General features: G+C 72.0%; 20 protein-coding genes. 11 read left to right on the plus strand and 9 right to left on the minus strand.

The features are described from left to right. The first annotated feature begins 10 nt into the window (after window positions 1-10). The 6 genes from ISP_RS12970 to ISP_RS12995 all read left to right on the plus strand — a co-directional run bounded on the left by ISP_RS12970 (window position 11) and on the right by ISP_RS12995 (window position 4,426). Window positions 11-445 carry an SRPBCC family protein gene (locus ISP_RS12970; RefSeq protein WP_013224321.1) on the plus strand — a complete coding sequence of 145 codons (435 nt, stop codon included), beginning with the start codon at window positions 11-13 and terminating at the stop codon, window positions 443-445. A 1-nt stretch (window position 446) separates the two neighbouring features. Then, a complete protein-coding gene (locus tag ISP_RS12975) occupies window positions 447-1,580 on the plus strand; it encodes an ArsA family ATPase (protein ID WP_013224322.1) in 1,134 nt (377 codons plus the stop codon). Next, entirely contained in the window at window positions 1,577-2,104 is a 528-nt protein-coding gene (locus ISP_RS12980) for a hypothetical protein (RefSeq protein WP_265049903.1), read from the plus strand. The genes ISP_RS12975 and ISP_RS12980 overlap by 4 nt, the downstream gene beginning before the upstream one ends. A 15-nt stretch (window positions 2,105-2,119) precedes the next feature. Further along, the gene (locus ISP_RS12985; protein WP_013224324.1) at window positions 2,120-3,058 is read left to right on the plus strand and encodes an ROK family protein; all 939 of its coding nucleotides are present in this window, start codon (window positions 2,120-2,122) and stop codon (window positions 3,056-3,058) included. 225 nt (window positions 3,059-3,283) lie between these two features. After that, on the plus strand, window positions 3,284-3,571 hold the full coding sequence (locus tag ISP_RS12990) for a hypothetical protein (RefSeq protein WP_013224325.1): 288 nt from the start codon (window positions 3,284-3,286) through the stop codon (window positions 3,569-3,571). A 12-nt stretch (window positions 3,572-3,583) separates the two neighbouring features. Then, window positions 3,584-4,426, plus strand: coding sequence for an NUDIX domain-containing protein (locus tag ISP_RS12995; protein ID WP_013224326.1), 843 nt, complete (start codon window positions 3,584-3,586; stop codon window positions 4,424-4,426). Here the strand turns inward: ISP_RS12995 and ISP_RS13000 are convergent. The 3 genes from ISP_RS13000 to ISP_RS13010 are packed head-to-tail and all read right to left on the minus strand — an operon-like array spanning window position 4,423 to window position 6,850. Next, window positions 4,423-5,562: a glutamate--cysteine ligase gene (locus tag ISP_RS13000; RefSeq protein ID WP_013224327.1), complete on the minus strand. Its 1,140-nt coding sequence runs from the start codon at window positions 5,560-5,562 to the stop codon at window positions 4,423-4,425. The genes ISP_RS12995 and ISP_RS13000 overlap by 4 nt on opposite strands. Before the next feature lie 11 nt (window positions 5,563-5,573). Beyond that, a complete protein-coding gene (locus ISP_RS13005) occupies window positions 5,574-6,086 on the minus strand; it encodes a hypothetical protein (protein WP_013224328.1) in 513 nt (170 codons plus the stop codon). Further along, on the minus strand, window positions 6,083-6,850 hold the full coding sequence (locus ISP_RS13010) for an alpha/beta hydrolase (protein ID WP_013224329.1): 768 nt from the start codon (window positions 6,848-6,850) through the stop codon (window positions 6,083-6,085). The genes ISP_RS13005 and ISP_RS13010 overlap by 4 nt, the downstream gene beginning before the upstream one ends. A 304-nt stretch (window positions 6,851-7,154) precedes the next feature. Between ISP_RS13010 and ISP_RS13015 the strand changes: the two genes are divergently transcribed. Continuing rightward, window positions 7,155-7,916 carry a lysophospholipid acyltransferase family protein gene (locus ISP_RS13015; RefSeq protein ID WP_013224330.1) on the plus strand — a complete coding sequence of 254 codons (762 nt, stop codon included), beginning with the start codon at window positions 7,155-7,157 and terminating at the stop codon, window positions 7,914-7,916. A 64-nt stretch (window positions 7,917-7,980) separates the two neighbouring features. Beyond that, a complete protein-coding gene (locus ISP_RS13020; protein ID WP_013224331.1) occupies window positions 7,981-8,469 on the plus strand; it encodes a polyadenylate-specific 3'-exoribonuclease AS in 489 nt (162 codons plus the stop codon). 156 nt (window positions 8,470-8,625) lie between these two features. Here the strand turns inward: ISP_RS13020 and ISP_RS13025 are convergent, their stop codons facing one another. Then, on the minus strand, window positions 8,626-9,708 hold the full coding sequence (locus ISP_RS13025) for a 3-deoxy-7-phosphoheptulonate synthase (protein ID WP_013224332.1): 1,083 nt from the start codon (window positions 9,706-9,708) through the stop codon (window positions 8,626-8,628). Between the two features lie 283 nt (window positions 9,709-9,991). Here ISP_RS13025 and ISP_RS13030 point away from each other — a divergent pair, with 283 nt between their 5' ends. Further along, window positions 9,992-11,017, plus strand: a complete 1,026-nt coding sequence (locus ISP_RS13030) for a 6-phosphofructokinase (protein ID WP_013224333.1) — start codon at window positions 9,992-9,994, stop codon at window positions 11,015-11,017. Window positions 11,018-11,068: 51 nt separating this feature from the next. Here ISP_RS13030 and ISP_RS13035 read toward each other — a convergent pair whose 3' ends face one another. From ISP_RS13035 to ISP_RS13050, 4 genes are all read right to left on the minus strand, one after another. Further along, window positions 11,069-11,941 (minus strand): CU044_5270 family protein, encoded by an 873-nt coding sequence (locus ISP_RS13035; protein WP_013224334.1) that lies wholly within the window; start codon window positions 11,939-11,941, stop codon window positions 11,069-11,071. After that, window positions 11,934-12,518 carry an RNA polymerase sigma factor gene (locus ISP_RS13040; RefSeq protein WP_013224335.1) on the minus strand — a complete coding sequence of 195 codons (585 nt, stop codon included), beginning with the start codon at window positions 12,516-12,518 and terminating at the stop codon, window positions 11,934-11,936. Before ISP_RS13040 ends, ISP_RS13035 begins: the two co-directional genes overlap by 8 nt. Window positions 12,519-12,583: 65 nt before the next feature. Then, window positions 12,584-14,020: an aromatic amino acid ammonia-lyase gene (locus ISP_RS13045; RefSeq protein WP_013224336.1), complete on the minus strand. Its 1,437-nt coding sequence runs from the start codon at window positions 14,018-14,020 to the stop codon at window positions 12,584-12,586. A 34-nt stretch (window positions 14,021-14,054) separates the two neighbouring features. After that, complete coding sequence (locus ISP_RS13050; protein WP_014466823.1) at window positions 14,055-14,537, minus strand: group II truncated hemoglobin; 483 nt, start codon at window positions 14,535-14,537, stop codon at window positions 14,055-14,057. Window positions 14,538-14,605: 68 nt separating this feature from the next. Here ISP_RS13050 and ISP_RS13055 point away from each other — a divergent pair, with 68 nt between their 5' ends. Continuing rightward, complete coding sequence (locus ISP_RS13055; protein WP_013224338.1) at window positions 14,606-14,956, plus strand: winged helix-turn-helix transcriptional regulator; 351 nt, start codon at window positions 14,606-14,608, stop codon at window positions 14,954-14,956. 76 nt (window positions 14,957-15,032) lie between these two features. Here ISP_RS13055 and ISP_RS13060 read toward each other — a convergent pair whose 3' ends face one another. Next, window positions 15,033-15,341 carry an ArsR/SmtB family transcription factor gene (locus ISP_RS13060; protein ID WP_014466824.1) on the minus strand — a complete coding sequence of 103 codons (309 nt, stop codon included), beginning with the start codon at window positions 15,339-15,341 and terminating at the stop codon, window positions 15,033-15,035. A 157-nt stretch (window positions 15,342-15,498) separates the two neighbouring features. Between ISP_RS13060 and ISP_RS13065 the strand changes: the two genes are divergently transcribed. Then, window positions 15,499-16,713 (plus strand): glycoside hydrolase family 18 protein, encoded by a 1,215-nt coding sequence (locus tag ISP_RS13065; RefSeq protein WP_013224340.1) that lies wholly within the window; start codon window positions 15,499-15,501, stop codon window positions 16,711-16,713. The last annotated feature ends 7 nt before the right edge of the window (window positions 16,714-16,720 follow it).

Genomic DNA, 16,720 nt, shown 5'->3' on the forward strand with positions numbered 1-16,720 from the left:
GCTTCGACCCATGGCCGAGCAGTCCACACAGTCCATCGAGGTCGACGCCGAGCCCAGCCGGGTGATGGCCGTGATCGCCGACTTCCCCGCGTACCCGGAATGGGCCAAGGCCGTCCGGCAGACCGAGGTCCTCGACACCGACGCCGAGGGCCGGGCCAAGCAGGTCAAGCTGACCTTGGACGCGGGTCCGATCAAGGACGTCTACACCCTCGAATACGACTGGGACGAAGACGGCCTGGGCGTCAGCTGGCACCTGGTCAAGGGCCAGATGCAGAAGGCGCAGAACGGCCGCTACGCGCTGGCCGACCTCGGCGGCCGCACGCGGGTCACCTACACGCTGTCGGTCGAGCTGGCGCTGCCGATGATCGGCCTGCTGCGCCGCAAGGCCGAGAAGATGGTCATGGACACCGCGCTGAAGGAGCTCAAGAAGCGGGCCGAGGGCTAGCGTGCGGATCCTGCTGTGCACCGGCAAGGGGGGTGTCGGGAAGACCACGCTGGCCGCGGCCACCGGCGCCGCCCTCGCCGCCCTCGGCAGGAAGACCCTCGTCGTGTCCACGGACCCGGCGCACTCGCTCGGTGACGCCTTCGGGCATCCGCTCGGGGCCGAACCGTCCGAAGTGGACACCCTTCTTTCGGGCGTGCAGGTCGACTCGCGCACCCTGGTGGACGCGACCTGGGAGCGGCTGCGCGGCGAGCTGCGGACGGTGCTGGCCGGTGCGGGCCTGGACACCCTCGACGCCGAAGAGCTCACCGTGCTGCCCGGCGTCGACGAGCTGCTCGCCCTCACCGAGGTCCGCCGGCTGGCCGGGGACGGGCCGTGGGAGACCGTCGTCGTCGACTGCGGGCCGACGGCCGAAACGCTGCGGCTGCTCGCCCTGCCCGAGGCCGTCTCCGGCTACCTGACCCGCGTGTTCGGGCCGCGCGGCCGCGTGACGGATTCGGTGCGCCGCCTCGGCACCCACCTCGACGGCCTGCGCGCGCTGCTCACCGACCCGTCGGTGACGACGGTCCGGCTGGTCCTGACGCCGGAGCGGGTGGTCGTGGCCGAGGCGCGGCGCACGCTCAGCTCCCTGGCCCTGCGCGGCATCGCCGTCGACGGCGTGATCGCGAACCGGCTGATGCCCGCGCCCGGCCTCTGGCGCGGCGGCGCCGCCTCCTGGCTGCGCACGCGGCGGACGCAGCAGGACGCCGTGCTCGCCGAACTCGCCGCGGCCGGGATCGCGCCGGTCGCCCGGGTCGAGCACCGCGCCGTCGAGCCGGTCGGGCTGCCCGCGCTGCTGGAGATCGCCGCCGAGCTCTACCGCGGCGAAGACCCCCTCGCGGGCAACGGCGCTCCCGTCACCCCGCTGCTGCGGGTGCGGCCGGCCGCGGCCGGGTACACCCTGCGCGTCGCGATCCCGCTCGCGCGGGACGCCGAGGTCGACCTCGCCCGCGTCGACGACGACCTGGCGATCACCGTGGACGGCTTCCGCAGGCTCATCGCCTTGCCGGAGCCGCTGCGGCCGTGCCGGATCACCGGCGCGGAATCCGACGCCGACGGCCTGGTCGTGCACCTGGCCGGGAACCGGGGACGCGGGTGAGCGACGAGGAACACGAGCCGCGCCTGACGGAGGAGATCCGCCTGCTCGCCGAGCTGGTCGCGGAGAAGGCGGCGCCGTGGCTCGAAGGCGTGCTCGCGGCCGGGCACGGCAGCTTCTTTTCGGGGGCTCCGGGTGGCGAAGCCCCTGGCCCGGGGCGAAGCCCCGGTGGTTACAGCTTCTTTTCGGGGGCTCCGGGTGGCGAAGCCCCCGGCCCGGGGCGAAGCACCGGTGGTTACGGATTCCCTGACGAGGCGAAACCGGACGGTTCGGCGTGCGGCTGGTGTCCGCTCTGTGCGATCGTCGCGGTGGTGCGGGGGGAACGGCCCGAGCTGGTCGCGCGGCTGGCCGAGCAGCTCGCGCAGCTGGTCGCCCTGCTGCGCGCGGTGCTCGCGGACCGGTGGGAACCGGAGGAGGGCGTGCACATGCCCGGGTTCCGGCCCGCGGCGCGGCCCGCGGCGGACGCCACGGCGCCGGCCAGGGTGCAGCACATCGCCGTCCGCAGGCGCGACGAGTGGGAGAGCTGAGTGCGGACGATAGGGGTGGACGTCGGCGGGACGAGCATCCGGGCCGGCGTGGTGGACGAACGCGGCTCCCTGCTCGACACGGCCCGCGTCGCGACGCCGACCGAGGAAGGCGCCCTCGAGGACGCCATCGCCGGCGTGGTCGAGGACCTGCGCAACCGGCACGACGTGGCCGGGGTCGGGCTGGCGGTGGCGGGCTTCGTCGCGCGCGACCGCCGGTCGGTGATGTTCGCCCCGCACCTGGCGTGGCGCGGCGCCCCGGTCGCCGACCGGATCGAAAAGCGCGTCGGCCTGCCGGTGCTGCTGGAGCACGACGTCAATTCGGCGATCGTCGGCGAGCACCGCTTCGGCGCGGCCCGCGGCGCCCAGGTGGCGGCCCTGGTGGCCCTGGGCACGGGCATCGGCGCGGGACTGTTGCTGGACGGCAAGCTGTATCGAGGCGCGTACGGCGTCGCGCCGGAGCTGGGCCACCTGACGGTGGTCCGCGGCGGCCGCCCCTGCCCGTGCGGCAAGTACGGTTGCTGGGAGCGGTACTGCAGCGGAACGGCCCTGGCGGCCACGGCGGTGGAGCTGCTGGCGCGGCACCCGGGCCGCTCGACGGTGCTGGCCCCCCAGGTCGCGGGCGACCCGGGCTCGGTGACGGGCCGCCGGGTGGCGGGCGCGGCCCGCGACGGCGACCCGATCGCCCAGCTGGCGATGGCGGAACTGGCCAAGTGGCTGGGTGAGGGCTTGGCGCTGGTGGCGGACGTGTTCGACCCGGAGATCATCGTGATCGGCGGCGGGGTGTCGGAGTCGGCCCCGCTGTTCCTGGACGAGGCCCGCGAGCACTACGCGGCCACGATCACGGGCGCCCGCCACCGGCCGCTGGCCCGCATCAGGACGGCCCACCTCGGCGACGACACGGCGATCGTCGGTGCAGCGGCCCTGGCCCTGGAAGCGGCGAAGACCCCGGTCTGAACTGCCCCCGGCGCAGTGAATGACTCATTCCTGGCGTCGGACGACAGGAATGAGTCATTCACTGCGTTCCGGCCCGCGCCGAACTGTCGGTGGCCCCCGGTAGCGTGGAAATCGGGGGCTGCTCAGCACGGCCGACCGCGCTGACGTCGGCGAGGATCCCGGCCGTCCCCGTGTCGCCTGCCCCCCGATCGGGTACTCCGTCTCGGCCGAAGGGAAGGAGCGGGCATGGCGGCCGACGTGTGGATCGGGGTCGGCGGTGCGGTGCTGCTGGCCGCCGTGGCCTTCGCCCGGGCGAAGGCGCGCCGGAAGTGGGTGGCGGTGGCCGCCGGTGTCCTCGTGCTCTCGGGCTGGACCCTCGTGGGGCAGTTCCTGCTCAAGCCGCTGGTGCGCGCCCCCGTGCTGGCCGTCATCCTGCTCAGCGGCATCACGCTGGGCATCCTCCTGACCGCGATCATCGGGAGCCGCGCGAGCCGGCCCCCAGGCGATGACCGGCGATCCACGAGCGACCTGTGACACGCTGAACCGGTGAGTCACCTGTCCGCCAGCGTGTTCGTCCGCTGTTCGTGCGGGCACCTGCACTGGGGGCGCTACGGCGCCGCGGGCCTGCTGCTCGTCGATCCCGCCCGCGGTGTCCTCCTGCAGCGGCGCGCCTGGTGGGTGCACCACGGCCGCACCTGGGCGCTGCCCGGTGGGGCCATCGAAGCCGGCGAAACCGCCGTCGGAGCGGCCGCTCGGGAAGCTTTCGAAGAGGCCTCCGTCCCGGCCGATGCCTTCCGCGCGGTCGCCGCCTCCGTCGTCGACCACGGCGACTGGAGCTACACCACCGTGCTCGCCCTCGCCGACGGTGCCGAGGCGCGCGTGGCCAACACCGAAAGTGCGGAGGTGCGCTGGGTGGATCCCGACGACGTCCCCGGTTACCCGCTCCACCGCGACTTCGCCGCCGCGTGGCCGGACCTGCGCGAGCGCGTCGGGCAGGAACTCGTCCTGGTCGTCGACGCGGCCAACGTGGTCGGTTCGCGCCCGGACGGCTGGTGGCGCGATCGCCACGGCGCAGCCGAGCGCCTCCGCGACCAGCTCGCCAAGCTCGCCGAAGCCGGCGTGCCGGACCCGGACGACCCGGCGGTCACCTGGTGGCCGCGGATCGTGCTGGTCGTCGAAGGCAAAGCCAAGCACGTCACCGGGACCCCGGGGGTGGAGGTGGTCGCCGCGGACACCGACGGCGACTCGAAGATCGTCGAGGTGGTCGCGCAGCAGAAAGCGCGGGTCCTGGTCGCGACGGCCGACCGGGAGCTCAAGAGGCGCGTCGAGGCGCTCGGCGCGTCGATCATCGGCCCCGGCACGCTCCGCACGCAGCTGGACCGGCTTTAGTCCTTCGCGATCCCTTCGCGCATCTCCGTGACGAGCGCCGCGACGACGGCCTTCAGGCTGCCCTTGTGCTGCTGTGCCACCGCCCGCTGCCGCCGGTAGCTCGGCCCGTACCGCAGGATCGTCTCGACGTCGCGCAGCTCGGCCACGCAATCCAGCCGCCGCGCCACCGGCTCCAGCCGGTCCAGCAGGTCCGCCACGTCGTCGGTGACCAGCCGCTCGCGCCCGGCCGCGTCCAGGATGACGATCGCGTCGGTGCCGTAGCGGGCCGCGCGCCACTTGTTCTCCTGGACGTGCCACGGCGGCAGCGTGGGGAGGATTTCGCCGTCCTCGAGGCGCTCGACGAAGTCGTCCACCAGGCACTGCGTCAGCGCCGCGATCGCGCCGACCTCCTCCAGCGTCGGCAGGCCGTCGCAGACGCGCATCTCGATCGTGCCGAGCTTCGGCGACGGCCGGATGTCCCAGCGGATCTCCGAGAAACTGTCGATCACGCCGGTGGTGAACATGTCCTCGACGTAGCTCTCCAGCTCCGCCCACTTCCGGAACTGGAACGGCAGCCCGGCCGTCGGCAGCTGCTGGAACATCAGCGCGCGGTTCGACGCGTACCCGGTGTCCTCGGCGCCCCAGTACGGCGAAGACGCCGAAAGCGCCTGCAGGTGCGGCGCGTAGTTGAGCAGCGCGTCGAGGACCGGCAGCACCTTCTCGCGGTGGTCGACCCCGACGTGGATGTGGACGCCGTAGATCAGCATCTGCCGTCCCCACCACTGGGTCCGGTCGATCAGCTTGGCGTAGCGCTCCTTGTCGGTGACCTTCTGCTGGTACCAGTTCGAGAACGGGTGCGTCCCCGCCGAGAACATCTCGACGCCGAGCGGGTCGGCGACGCCGTGCACGACGTCGAGCGAGTCGTTCAGGTCGGCCTTGGCCTCGGCGATCGTGCCGCAGACGCCGGTGATGATCTCGATCGTGTTGAGCAGCAGCTCCTGCTTGATCTTCGGGTGCTCCGCCTGCCCGTCGGGCCGGACGGCCTCGAGGATCTGCTCGGCCACCGACGACAGCTCGCCGCTGCGGCGGTCCACCAGACCGAGCTCCCATTCCGCGCCGACGGTCGATCGCCGCGAAGGGCTGAACTCGATGTGCATCGCCGTACGGATCAGACCTGGGCGCCGGTGCTGGGGTCGGCGCCGGGCGGCGGACCCTGCCGGACGCGGAGCAGCAGCAGCGCGATCGCCGTCGCGAGCGCGAGGATGCCCAGGGGCGTCGCCACCGTCGGGCCGACGCCGATCACGCCGGGCAGGATCAGCAGGAACAGCCCGGCCAGGAACAGCAGCAGGATGAGGAAGGCCCCCATCTTCGGCCGGGGCAGCGGCGGCGGCTCCGGCGGGACGTAGTGCTCGTCGTCGTCCGCCGGGTCGTCGGAGAACATCGTCGTGTCCCACGACGTGCCCCCGGACCGCCAGCCGGGGTCCGGGGCCTCCACAGCGGGCGGGTCGGCGGGCCGCTCGGGCGTCCTGCGCGACTCCGGCTCCGCGCCGGCGGTACCGACGGTGTCCGGAGTGTCCGCGGTGTCCTCTTCGGGGAGGCCGAACCCGCCGGCCCGCAGGTCGGCGACGATCTCGGCGAACGTCGCGTCGACGTCCTCCGGCCCGTCCTTCCCCCGGCTCATGCGGTCTCCTCCGGCTGGGCAGCGTGCGCCTTCGCGAACTCGACGCTACGCGTGAAAATCACCTCGGCGTCGTTGTCCTGCGTCGCCACGTGGTAGCTGTTCTCCAGCACGACCTCGGTGACGTCGGTGCTCGAGACGCCGTCGAGCACCAGCTGCGAGTTCACCGGCTCGACGACGTGGTCGACCGACGAGTGCAGCAGCAGCACCGGCTGCGTCACCTTCGCCAGGTCGGCGCGCACGACCGCCCACAGCTTCGCGAGGCTCGCCGCCGCGCGCACCGGCGTCCGCGGGTAGGCCAGCTCCGTCTCGCCCGGCTTCTTGATGTCGTTCGCGATCGCCGGCACCGACGGCACGATCCGGCCCAGCACCGGCAGCAGCCGCGTGTCCCACTTCAGCCGCGTCACCGACGGGTTGACCAGGACGATCCCGGCGATCCGGTCGCCGAACTCCTCGGCCAGGCGCAGCGTGAGCGTGCCGCCCATCGAGAGGCCGCCGACGAACACGGTCTTGCACGTCGCCAGCAGCGCGAGCAGGGCTTCGCGCACGGCGCCGTACCAGTCCTCCCACGTCGTGCGGTTGAGGTCCGGCCAGCGGGTGCCGTGGCCCGGCAGCAGCGGGCAGCGCACCGTGAACCCGGCCCCGGCCAGGTGGTCACCCCAGGCCCGCATGCTCGCCGGGGTACCGGTGAACCCGTGGCAGAGCAGGAACCCGGTTTCGGCCGAACCGGTGTGGCCGAACGGTTCCGCGCCGGCGAGCACGCCCATGCGATCGCCTTCCGTGTGAGCGGGGCAGTCCCTCCATGCTCTCACGCCCGGCGGACCTTGTGGGGTTCCGCCCGGGCCCCGAATTCGCTGTGAGATCGATCGCTGCCGAAGCGGTAACCGGGTGGTCTGCGTTGTGCGGCGGCCGCCGGTGTTCGTAGGCTGTTCGTCTCGGGTGAACAGTGAACCTTATTCTGGTCAGGTCGGCGCCACGGACCGCAAGCTGCCTGCCTGCGGTGACTTTCGCGCCGGCCGACGGCTGAATAAGGTTCATCGGCTGCGGCTGCGATGGAGGACTGAGGCACCGGTGCTGTACTGGCTCATGAAGTGGGTATTCATCGGACCGCTGCTCAAGACGCTGTGGCCGACCAAGGTCGTCGGCGCGGAAAACATCCCCGAGACGGGCGGCGCGATCCTGGCCGGCAACCACCTGGCGGTCGCCGACTCGTTCTTCATGCCGCTGCGCGTCAAGCGCAAGGTGACCTTCCCGGCGAAGTCGGAGTACTTCACCGAGCCCGGCTTCAAGGGCACGCTCAAGAAGTGGTTCTTCACCGGCGTCGGCCAGTTCCCGATCGACCGCTCCGGCGGCAACGCCGCCCAGGCCGCGCTCGACACGGCGATCCGCCTGGTGCGCGAGGGGCACCTCCTGGGCATCTACCCGGAGGGCACCCGCTCCCCGGACGGACGGCTCTACAAGGGCAAGACGGGCGTGGCGCGGATCGCCCTGGAGTCCGGCGGCGTCGTGGTCCCGGTGGCGATGGTCGGCACGGACAAGGTCAACCCGATCGGCTCGAAGATGTGGTGGCCGCGGCGTCTCGAGGTCCGGTTCGGCAAGCCCCTGGACTTCTCGCGGTACGAAGGGCTCTCGGGTGACCGCTTCATCGAGCGGTCGATCACCGACGAGATCATGTACGCGCTGATGGAGCTTTCGGGCCAGGAGTACGTCGACATCTACGCGGCGAAGGCCAAGGAGCTGCTGGCGGCGGAAGCGGCCGGGGTGAAGCCCGCGGTGCCGTCCCAGCCCGGCGCGCGCGACGCGGCCCGGGTGCCGGATTCCAAGGTCGGCTGAGCCACCACTACTCCCCACCACCACCCTCAACGGAGGCGCTTCGCGCCGCTGCTACCTTCCCGAAGTGCGTTTTTTCTACGACACCGAGTTCATCGAAGACGGCGTGACCATCGATTTGGTGTCGATCGGGGTGGTGGACGAGCAGGGCCGCGAGTTCTACGCGGTCTCGACGGAGTTCGACCCTTCGAAGGCGGGGCCGTGGGTCCGGGACAACGTCCTGGACAAGCTGCCCTCACCGGCCGACCGGGCGTGGCGGAGCAGGGAGAAGATCCGCAACGACCTGCTGGAGTTCTTCGGCAAGCCGCCGGGCGGGATCGAGCTGTGGGCCTGGTTCGCCGCCTACGACCACGTGGCGCTGGCCCAGCTGTGGGGCCCGATGCCGGCGTTGCCGCGGCAGCTGCCGAGGTTCACCCGCGATCTGCGCCAGCGGTGGGAGGACGCCGGGAAGCCGAAGCTGCCCGCCGCGCCGACCGACCAGCACGACGCGCTGGCGGACGCGAAGCACAACTTGGCCCGGTGGGAAGTCATCGAGAACTACTTCCCGCGCCGCTGACCCGCCCGGCTCCGCTCCGCGATGCAGTGAATGACTCATTCCTGTCGTCCGACGACAGGAATGAGTCATTCACTGCATCTCAGCCCGGCGCCCGGCCGGAATTGTCGGGGGTCCCCGGTAACGTAAAAACCGGGGGACCCCCAGGCCGGGGACCTCTCAGCGGCGCGCCCGCACCGCCGAGGCGAGCTCGTCCAGCAGCGGCGCGGTGTCGTCCCAGGCCAGGCACGCGTCCGTGATCGACTGCCCGTAGGTCAGCTCCGAGGCGTGCCCCAGCGAAAGCTCCTGCCGCCCACCGGCCAGGAAGCTCTCCATCATCAGCCCGGAAATCCCGCGCTCGCCCGCCGCGATCCGCGCAGCCAGCTCGGACACCACCGCGCCCTGCCGCACGTGGTCCTTGCCGCTGTTCCCGTGCGAAGCGTCGATGATCACCCGCTCCGGCAGGCCCGCCTTCGCCAGCCGGGCCAGGGTGTCGGCGACAGTGAGCGAGTCGTAGTTCGGGCCGGTGTTGTGGCCGCGCAGGATCACGTGGCAGTCCGGGTTGCCGGACGTCGTCAGCAGCGCCGCCAGGCCGTCGGTGTTGATGCCCGGGAACACGTGGCTGGCCGCCGCCGCGCGGGTGGCGTCGATCGCCACCTGGACGTCGCCCTCGGTGGAGTTCTTGATGCCCACCGGCATCGACAGCGCGCTGCACAGCTGGCGGTGGACCTGGCTGGCCGCCGTGCGGGCACCGATCGAACCCCACGTCACGATGTCCGCGATGAACTGCGGCGTGATCGGGTCGAGGAACTCGCAGCCGACCGGCAACCCCAGCTCGGACACGTCGAGCAGCAGCTTGCGCGCCATCCGCAGGCCCTTGTTGACGGAGAACGTGCCGTCGAGGTCCGGGTCGTTGATCAGGCCCTTCCAGCCCAGCGTGGTGCGCGGCTTCTCGAAGTACACGCGCATCACGACGTGCAGCTCGCCGCGCAGCTCCTCGGCCTTCGCCGCCAGCCGGCGGGCGTAGTCGAGGGCGGCTTCGGGGTCATGCACCGAGCACGGGCCGACCACGACGAGCAGCCGGTCGTCGCGGCCTTCGAGGATGTCGACCGTCTCGGCGCGGCCGTGGCGCACCACCTTCGCGACCGCGGCGTCGACCGGATGGTCTTCGCGCAGCAGTGCGGGCGAAATGAGCGGACTGATCGACGTGGTGCGGGCGGCGTCGAGGTCACCGATGGTGGCCGGTCCGGCGGAGAGCGTCATGGCGGGGGTGTTCCTTCCTGGTGGACACCGACCCGCGGGGACTCGCCGAGCCGGTTTCGAAATCCGGCTCGGGGGTGGGAGTCAGCGCAGGTTCACGCCGCCGTGCCCACCCGGGGCCGGCTTCGTAAACCAGAAATAGCGCTGCATGCGCGTCAACGTAGCACAGCCGTCACCGGGACCGATCCGGCAGGTGGTACGGCCTGCACCGATCAAGACGAGAGCCGCTACGCTGACGTCTGACGAAATGTGACTGTCATCTCCCGAGAACAGACGGAGGCTTCTCATGCGTGTCGGTGTGCTGACCGGCGGCGGCGACTGCCCGGGGCTCAACGCGGTGATCCGCGCGGTGGTGCGCAAGGGCATCGAGGTGCACGGCTGGGACTTCGTGGGCTTCCGCAACGGCTGGAACGGCCCGCTGACCGGCGACAGCCGCCCGCTGGGCCTGAACGACGTCGAGGACATCCTCACCCGCGGCGGCACCATCCTGCGGTCCTCGCGCACCAACCCCTACAAGGTCGAGGGCGGCGTCGACAAGATCAAGCAGGTCCTCGCCGATCAAGGCGTCGACGCGCTGATCGCGATCGGCGGCGAGGACACCCTCGGCGTCGCGAAGCGGCTGACCGACGACGGCATCGGCGTCGTGGGCGTGCCCAAGACGATCGACAACGACCTGGGCGCGACCGACTACACCTTCGGCTTCGACACCGCGGTCTCCATCGCGACCGAGGCGATCGACCGGCTGCACACCACGGCCGAGTCGCACCACCGCGCGCTCGTCGTCGAGGTCATGGGCCGGCACGCCGGCTGGATCGCGCTGCACTCCGGCCTCGCCGGCGGCGCCAGCGTCATCCTGGTGCCGGAGCGGCACTTCAACGTCGACCAGGTCGTCTCCTGGGTCGAGCGCCGCTTCGAGAAGGAGTTCGCGCCGATCATCGTCGTCGCCGAGGGCGCACTGCCCGAGGGTGGCGAGGAGAAGCTGCTGACCGGCGAGAAGGACGCCTTCGGGCACGTCCGCCTCGGCGGCATCGGCACCTGGCTGGCCGACGAGATCGCCCACCGCACCGGCAAGGAGTCCCGCGCGGTCGTGCTGGGCCACGTCCAGCGCGGCGGCACCCCGACGGCCTACGACCGCGTCCTGGCCACCCGCTTCGGCCTCAACGCGGTCGACGCGGTCGCGGACGGCGACTTCGGTGTGATGGTCGCCCTCAAGGGCACGGACATCGTCCGCGTGAAGCTGTCCGAGGCGACGGCCGAGCTGAAGACGGTCCCGGTCGAGCGCTACCAGGAAGCCGAAGTCTTCTTCGGCTGAGTTCCCCGTCGATGGGCCGCTCCGGGATGCCCGGAGCGGCCCATCGCGCGTTCAGGGCCGTTGGCGCACCGCGTCGACGATGCCCTGGCTAACCACCGCACCGGTCGTCCCGGAGCCCAGGTAGGCGAAGGTCACCGGGTCGAACAGGAACTCGTCCTGGTTGCCGATCCCGTGCTCGGTCGTGCGGTGCCAGGTGATGCCGAGGACGGCCCGGCCGGTGGCGTCCTTCGCGTCGGTGCGGGCGACCAGCCCGGGCACCTTCGCCACCGCCTCGTAGAGCGCGGCCCGCACCGCCGGGCGCAGGTACCCACCGGCCAGCGTGACGGCTTCGTCGCCGAGGTCCTGCAGCGTGTCGCCTTCGCCGTAGGTGCTCTTGTGCAGGTACGCGAGCATGGCGTCGGCGTCCGTGGGCAGGTCCGCGGGGGCGGCGGGGTGCGGCACGCACCGGTTCGTCACCGTCCGGCCGTGGCTCTCCTGCTGGACGCGTTTCCCGTCGCGGCAGCCCGCCACCTCGGCTTCGTGGCCGAAAAGGAACGCCAGCCCGTCGTGCGTTCCGTCCACCGACGCCCACGTTTCGTTCTCCCGGCCGTCCGCGAGCCGGGTCCGGGAGTAGACGAACTGGTCCGGCCGCGGGGTGACGTCCGGCAGGGCGCGCGCCTTCGCGGCCGCGGCGAGCAGGATGCGCACCGGTTCGGGCTCGGCGGGACCCGGCGAGACCGCCGTGTCGGCCGGTGTGAGGACGACGACGGCGGTGACGGCCGCGGCGAGCCCGGCGGTGGCGACCGAGCCCCACACCCAGCGGCGGCGAGCAGGGCGTCGCGCGGTCGCCGCCGCGATCAGCTCGGCCCGGTTCCGGGCCAGGTCGCCGGCCGCCGGGAGCCCGGCCGGTCCGGCGAAGTCGCGAAGCAGCTGCATCTCATCCATGGTTCGAGACCTCCTCGGCGGGCGCGTGCCCCAGTTCCGCGCGGACCTTCCTGCGGGCCCGGTTCAAGCGCGACCGGACGGTGCCGACCGGGATCCCCAGTGCGGCCGCGACCTCCTCGTAGGCCAGCCCCTCCCAGGCGATCAGCAGCAGGACGTCGCGGTCCCGCCGGGCCAGCCCGGCCAGGGCGCCGGCCAGCCGTCCGGTCATCGCCTGCGCCGTCACCCGCTCGGCGACCCGGTCCGCGTGACACACCTGGTGGGCGGGCGGGCCGAGGGCGGCGCGCAGCCGGTACTCGCGTGCTTCGACGCGACGGCGCTGGCCGGCGAGGTTCGTGGCGATGCCGTAGAGCCACGGCCGCGCGCTCGGGAACGCCGGGTCGTAGCGGGCGCGCCCGCCGAACGCGATCAGGAACGTCTCGCCCAGCACGTCGTCGGCGACCTGGGCACCCAGCCGCCGGGCGAGGTAGCGATGGATGTGCGGGGCGTGGCGGTCGAAGACCACCGCGAACCGCTCGGGGTGCCGGAGCGACGCGGTGATGACGTCCGCGTCGTCGCCGGCTTCACCTGGTGAACTCATGAACCGCCTGCCTGTCGTGAGGCCATCTGCCGGGTTGTTGGCAGAACGGGCGATCCGGGTTCACGCTAGATGCGCGCGAGCTCGTCCAGCACGCCGACGGCGGCGGCGATGTCGTCGGTGAGCGGCCGGTCCTCGAGGCTCTCCTCCAGCACCGCCGACGCCGTTTCGAACGCATCCCGCACCGGCAGCTCCACCAGGTCGGCCTCCCGCATGCGCAGCGCGCGGACCGCCGCCACCAGCTCGCACGCCAGCACCTGCTGGTAGGCCGAGCACGCCGCGGTCGCCGCGCGGGCCGCCTGGGTCGAGAAGCTCGCGTGGTCCTCGATGCCGCGCGACACCACCGCCGTGCCTAGCGTCGCCGGCAGGGCCGCCTGACGCAGCTCCGTCAGCGCGTCGTGCGCCACGTACTCCAGGATCATCACGCCCGAGCTGCCCGGCGGCCCCGCCGCCAGGAACGGCCGCAGGCCGGTGAACTCCGGCTCCACCAGGTCGCCCAGCCGGGCCACCGACAGCTCCGCCACCTGGTGCACGGTCGCCCTCGCCTGGTCCAGCGCCGTCGACACGTAGGCCGTGTGGAAGTGCGCGTGGTGGTAGGCGTCGTTGTGGACCGTCGAGATCATCGGGTTCTCCGTGCTCGCGTTGATCTCGACGGCGAGGACGTCCCGCAGGTAGTGGATCGCGTCCAGGGCCGGGCCCTGGACCTGCGGGAACGCGCGCAGCCCGAACGGGTCCTGGATCCGCCGCCCCGGCTTCGGCGTCTGGTGCATGCCGAGCAGCCGCCGCATCTCGGCCGCGCAGGCGACCTGCCCCGCGTGCGGACGCGCTTCGTGCACCGGCGTCGCGTACGCCTCGGGGTTGCCGTCGAGCGCGACGTACGTCAGTGCCGCGACGGCGTGGCTCGCGCGGGTCAGCGTGTGCAGCCGCATCGCCGCGAGGGTCGCTTCGGCGAGCGTCGCGGCGTTGCTGCTCATGAACGCCAGCGCGTCGCCCGCTCGCACGGGTACCGGCGGCACGTGCCCGGTGACCCACGGCCGTTCGCCGGTGAGCGCCAGCGCCGCCTCGGCGAGCGGCGCCAGGTCGCCGGTGCCGATCGCGCCGAGCCGGTGCACCAGCGGCAGCGCGCCGGTGCGCACCGCTTCGGCCAGCGCGCCGATCAGCTCGGGGCTGATCCCGGACCGGCCGGAGAGCAGCTGGTTGAGCCGGATCAGCAGCATCGCCCGCACCTGGCCGGGCGGCATCTCGTCGCCGCTGCCGCCCGCGTGGCTGCGCAGCAGCCGCAGGCCGTGCTCGACCGAGCTTTCGACGGTGTCGTCCTTGTTGGCCCCGACGCCGGTGGTCCGGCCGTAGACCACCCGGCGCGTGCTCAGTTCTTCGGCCAGCTTCCACGCGTGCTCGGCCACCCGCAACGCGGCGATCGAGACGTCGATGCCCAGCGGGCCCTCGGTGCGCGCCGCGGTCACCACGTCAGCGCACCGCAGGGTCCGGCCGTCCACCCGGATCAAGGGCAACCCTCCTTCGGTTGCCCTCACTATGCGGCTAAGGCGACGGCGGCTGCCAGGGCGGTACCGGCCAGTCCCACTGCGGGACGGGCTCGTGGAGGTTCGGCTCGGCGCCGGGCGCGGAGAAGATGACGGCGAGCCGGCTGCCCCACTCCAGGTAGCCGGCGAAGGCGGCGCGGAACTCGGGATCGCCGGGCAAGCCGGCCTCGTCGGCGGCGTCGAGCAGCAGGTTCACCCACCGGCGCCGCTGCTCCTCGGTGATGCCGCGCCCCAGGTGGCGCCCGATCATGTGGGCGTGCCCGCCGCGGCTCGCCGAGTACTCGGGCGGCCCGCCGAAGACCTCGCCGAGCCACCCCGCGACGTGCTTCGGGTGCTCCGGGTCCATGCCGCGGAAGACCGGCTCGAGCAGCGGGTCTTCCAGGACGTGGCCGTAGAAGATGGTCAGCAGTTTCACGAGGGCTTCGTGGCCGCCCGCCCATTCGTAGAGGGTGGGCGGCGGCGGGGTTTCTGGCACGATCACCGGATCAGGCAACCAGGGGCGGCCCGGCCGGGCAACCACGTACTTTCCGGTGCGTAGGGGAGAGCGGGATGAAGCGGTACCACTGCGCGACGGAACTGGCGGTCGAGCTGATCGGCGGCAAGTGGAAGCCGGTGATCCTGGCCCACCTCAAGGAGGGCGCCCACCGCTACGGCGAACTGCGGCGCCGGATGCCGGGGGTGAGCGAGAAGATGCTGACCCAGCAGCTGCGCGAGCTGGCGGCGGAGGGCATCGTCCGCCGCGAGGAGTTCGACGGCCGGGTCCCGCACGTCGAGTACCACCTGACCGAGGTGGGGGAGGAGCTCCGCCCCGCGCTCACGGCGCTGTACGAGTGGGGCGAGCGCCGCGCGGCGGAGCGGGACATCACCTTCGATCCGGCGCCGGAGTCCGATCGGCCCTGACCCAACGTCATGAATGACTCATTCCTGACGCCCAACGCCAGGAATGAGTCATTCATGACGTCCTGGAGGGCACCGTTCAGACGGGATCGGTCTCGTCCAGCCGGTGTTCCAGCGCGTCCAGGCGGTCCGACCAGAACCGGCGGTAGGGCGCCAGCCAGGCGTCGACCTCGGCCAAGGGCTCCGGGCGCAGCGCGTAGCACCGCCGCTGCGCCGCGACCCGCACGGTCACCAGCCCGGCTTCGCGCAGCACCCGCAGGTGCTTGGACACCGCGGGCTGGCTCAGCTCCAGCTGCTCGACCAGCTCGCCGACCGAGCGCTCGCCGTCGCGCAGCAGGTCGAGGATGGTCCGGCGCCGGGGTTCGGCGAGGACGTCGAAAGTCTGCATCACCCCTGAAATGTGCTCCGCCGGGCATATTCCTGTCAAGGAATGTGGACCTTGCATGGTCTGAACCATTGACCTAGTGGTCTAGTCCACTTACGGTGAGTGTGGTCCCCACCACTCCGGCACCGTGGCCGTGAGGAATTCCCCGGAGGGAGAACGCATGTCCCGTTTGCGCAGGAAGAGCTTCTCGGCCCTGCTGGCCGTGGCGGCCGCCGCGGGTCTCGTCGCGGGCGGCGCGACCGCCCCGGTGGCCGCCGCCGCGACCGACGCGTCCGTCGGCAAGGTGGTCGGCTACTTCACCGAATGGGGGGTCTACGACCGCAACTACCACGTCAAGAACATCGAGACGTCGGGCTCGGCGAGCAAGCTGACCCACATCAACTACGCCTTCGGCAACGTGACGAACGGCGGCTGCGCGCTCGGCGACGCCTACGCCGACTACCAGAAGACCTACGACGCCGCGGGCAGCGTCGACGGCGTCGCCGACACCTGGGACCAGCCCCTCGCCGGCAGCTTCAACCAGCTCAAGAAGCTCAAGGCCAAGCACCCGGGCCTGAAGGTCATCTGGTCCTTCGGCGGCTGGACCTGGTCGGGCGGCTTCGGCCAGGCGGCGAAGAACCCGACGGCGTTCGCGAACTCCTGCTACAACCTGGTCAACGACCCGCGCTGGGCCGGCGTCTTCGACGGCATCGACATCGACTGGGAGTACCCCAACGCCTGCGGCCTGTCGTGTGACACCAGTGGCGCGGCGGCGTTCAAGAACCTCCTCCAGGCGCTGCGGGCGAAGTTCGGTTCGAAGCTGGTCACCGCGGCGATCACCGCCGACGGCACGAGCGGCGGCAAGATCGACGCGGCCGACTACGGCGGCGCCGCGCAGTACGTCAACTGGTACAACGTGATGACCTACGACTACTTCGGCGCCTGGGCTGCCCAGGGCCCGACGGCTCCGCACTCGCCGCTGACGTCGTACTCCGGCATCCCGACCCCCGGCTTCTACTCCGACGCGGCGATCCAGAAGCTCAAGAGCAAGGGCGTCCCGGCGAGCAAGCTGTTGCTGGGCATCGGCTTCTACGGCCGCGGCTGGACCGGCGTCACGCAGAGCGCCCCGGGTGGCACCGCGACCGGCCCGGCGCCCGGCAAGTACGAGCAGGGCATCGAGGACTACAAGGTGCTCAAGGCCTCCTGCCCGGCGACCGGCACCGTCGCGGGCACCGCGTACGCCAAGTGCGGCAGCAACTGGTGGAGCTACGACACGCCCTCGACCATCGCCGGCAAGATCTCCTACGCCAAGACCCAGGGCCTGGGCGGCGCGATGTTCTGGGAACTCTCCGGCGACACCACCAACGGCGAGCTGATCACGGCCGTCGCCAAGTAGCACCGCG

The sequence above is a fragment of the Amycolatopsis mediterranei genome, assembly GCF_026017845.1.
In the GTDB taxonomy this organism is placed as follows: Bacteria; Actinomycetota; Actinomycetes; order Mycobacteriales; family Pseudonocardiaceae; genus Amycolatopsis; species Amycolatopsis mediterranei.